This window comes from Gallaecimonas pentaromativorans (assembly GCF_003751625.1).
Classification (GTDB): Bacteria; Pseudomonadota; Gammaproteobacteria; order Enterobacterales; family Gallaecimonadaceae; genus Gallaecimonas; species Gallaecimonas pentaromativorans.
In genome coordinates this window covers 1-2973 of the sequence record NZ_RJUL01000020.1, presented here as the reverse complement: position 1 = coordinate 2973, position 2973 = coordinate 1, and the positions used below count along the sequence as shown (strand labels likewise).

Here is a 2973-nt window from a genome sequence, read left to right as displayed (position 1 = left end):
GCAGCGAAACCCTTAGGGGTTGTATGGTTAAGTGACTAAGCGTACAGGGTGGATGCCTAGGCAGTTAGAGGCGATGAAGGACGTGCTAATCTGCGATAAGCATTGGTGAGGTGATAAGAACCGCTTGAGCCAATGATTTCCGAATGGGGAAACCCACTGACATAAGTCAGTATCGTTACGTGAATACATAGCGTAACGAGGCGAACCGGGAGAACTGAAACATCTAAGTACCCCGAGGAACAGAAATCAATTGAGATTTCCTCAGTAGCGGCGAGCGAACGGGAAAGAGCCCAGTGTGTTTATCAGCGGTTGGTATAGTGGAAGGCTCTGGAAAGTGCCGCGATACAGGGTGATAGTCCCGTACATGAAATGCCAGCTGTTGTTGCACACGATGAGTAGGTCGGGACACGTGGTATCTTGACTGAATATGGGGGGACCATCCTCCAAGGCTAAATACTCCTAACTGACCGATAGTGAACCAGTACCGTGAGGGAAAGGCGAAAAGAACCCCGGCGAGGGGAGTGAAATAGAACCTGAAACCCTGTACGTACAAGCAGTAGGAGCACCTTCGTGGTGTGACTGCGTACCTTTTGTATAATGGGTCAGCGACTTATATTTTGTGGCGAGGTTAACCGAATAGGGGAGCCGTAGGGAAACCGAGTCTTAACTGGGCGTCCAGTCGCAAGGTATAGACCCGAAACCCGGTGATCTAGTCATGGGCAGGTTGAAGGTGCCGTAACAGGTACTGGAGGACCGAACCCACTACTGTTGCAAAAGTAGGGGATGACCTGTGATTAGGGGTGAAAGGCCAATCAAACCGGGAGATAGCTGGTTCTCCTCGAAAGCTATTTAGGTAGCGCCTCGGACGAATACCTTGGGGGGTAGAGCACTGTTTGGGCTAGGGGGTCATCCCGACTTACCAAACCCATGCAAACTCCGAATACCCAAGAGTACTATCCGGGAGACAGACAGCGGGTGCTAACGTCCGTTGTCAAAAGGGAAACAACCCAGACCGTCAGCTAAGGTCCCCAAGTCATAGCTAAGTGGGAAACGATGTGGAAAGGCTTAGACAGCTAGGAGGTTGGCTTAGAAGCAGCCACCCTTTAAAGAAAGCGTAATAGCTCACTAGTCGAGTCGGTCTGCGCGGAAGATGTAACGGGGCTAAGCTATGCACCGAAGCTACGGGTTCACGCTTATGCGTGAGCGGTAGAGGAGCGTTCTGTAAGCCTGCGAAGGTGTGTCGGGAGGCATGCTGGAGGTATCAGAAGTGCGAATGCTGACATGAGTAACGTTAATGGGGGTGAAAAACCTCCACGCCGGAAGACCAAGGGTTCCTGTCCAACGTTAATCGGGGCAGGGTGAGTCGGCTCCTAAGGCGAGGGCGAAAGCCGTAGTCGATGGGAAACAGATTAATATTTCTGTACTTCTATGCAATGCGATGGGGGGACGGAGAAGGCTAGGCAGGCATGGCGTTGGTTGTCCATGTGAAAGTGCGTAGGGAGAGTGCTTAGGTAAATCCGGGCGCTTAATTCCGAGACACGAGACGAGTGACTACGGTCACGAAGCTGTTGATGCCACGCTTCCAGGAAAAGCCTCTAAGCTTCAGTTGCATAGGAACCGTACCCCAAACCAACACTGGTGGTCAGGTAGAGAATACTAAGGCGCTTGAGAGAACTCGGGTGAAGGAACTAGGCAAAATAGTACCGTAACTTCGGGAGAAGGTACGCTCTTGTTTGTGAAGGACTTGCTCCGTAAGCAGACGAGAGTCGCAGTGACCAGATGGCTGGGACTGTTTATCAAAAACACAGCACTGTGCAAACTCGAAAGAGGACGTATACGGTGTGACACCTGCCCGGTGCCGGAAGGTTAATTGATGGGGTTAGCCGTAAGGTGAAGCTCTTGATCGAAGCCCCGGTAAACGGCGGCCGTAACTATAACGGTCCTAAGGTAGCGAAATTCCTTGTCGGGTAAGTTCCGACCTGCACGAATGGTGTAACCATGGCCATGCTGTCTCCATCCGAGACTCAGTGAAATTGAAATCGCTGTGAAGATGCAGTGTACCCGCGGCTAGACGGAAAGACCCCGTGAACCTTTACTACAGCTTGACACTGAACATTGAGCCTACTTGTGTAGGATAGGTGGGAGGCTATGAAACCCGGACGCCAGTTCGGGTGGAGCCAACCTTGAAATACCACCCTGGTATGTTTGATGTTCTAACTTAGACCCGTTATCCGGGTTGAGGACAGTGTCTGGTGGGTAGTTTGACTGGGGCGGTCTCCTCCTAAAGCGTAACGGAGGAGCACGAAGGTTGGCTAATCCTGGTCGGACATCAGGAGGTTAGTGCAATGGCATAAGCCAGCTTAACTGCGAGACAGACACGTCGAGCAGGTACGAAAGTAGGTCATAGTGATCCGGTGGTTCTGAATGGAAGGGCCATCGCTCAACGGATAAAAGGTACTCCGGGGATAACAGGCTGATACCGCCCAAGAGTTCATATCGACGGCGGTGTTTGGCACCTCGATGTCGGCTCATCACATCCTGGGGCTGAAGTCGGTCCCAAGGGTATGGCTGTTCGCCATTTAAAGTGGTACGCGAGCTGGGTTCAGAACGTCGTGAGACAGTTCGGTCCCTATCTGCCGTGGGCGTTGGATGATTGAAGGGAGTTGCTCCTAGTACGAGAGGACCGGAGTGAACGAACCTCTGGTGTTCGGGTTGTCACGCCAGTGGCACTGCCCGGTAGCTAAGTTCGGAATCGATAACCGCTGAAAGCATCTAAGCGGGAAGCGAGCCCTGAGATGAGTCATCCCTGAGACTTCGAGTCTCCTAAAGGGTCGTTGAAGACTACGACGTTGATAGGCTGGGTGTGTAAGCGTAGCGATACGTTGAGCTAACCAGTACTAATTGCCCGTGCGGCTTAACCATACAACACCCAAAGGGTTTTGTGGGACGCCAAAGTAAGGCGAGAAACTCAAA

At 52.1% G+C, this 2973-nt stretch carries 1 rRNA gene; it reads left to right on the top strand.

What is annotated here, in order from left to right:
* The first annotated feature begins 25 nt into the window (after positions 1–25).
* Positions 26–2922 (top strand): 23S ribosomal RNA (locus tag EDC28_RS19900).
* Positions 2923–2973 lie beyond the last annotated feature (51 nt).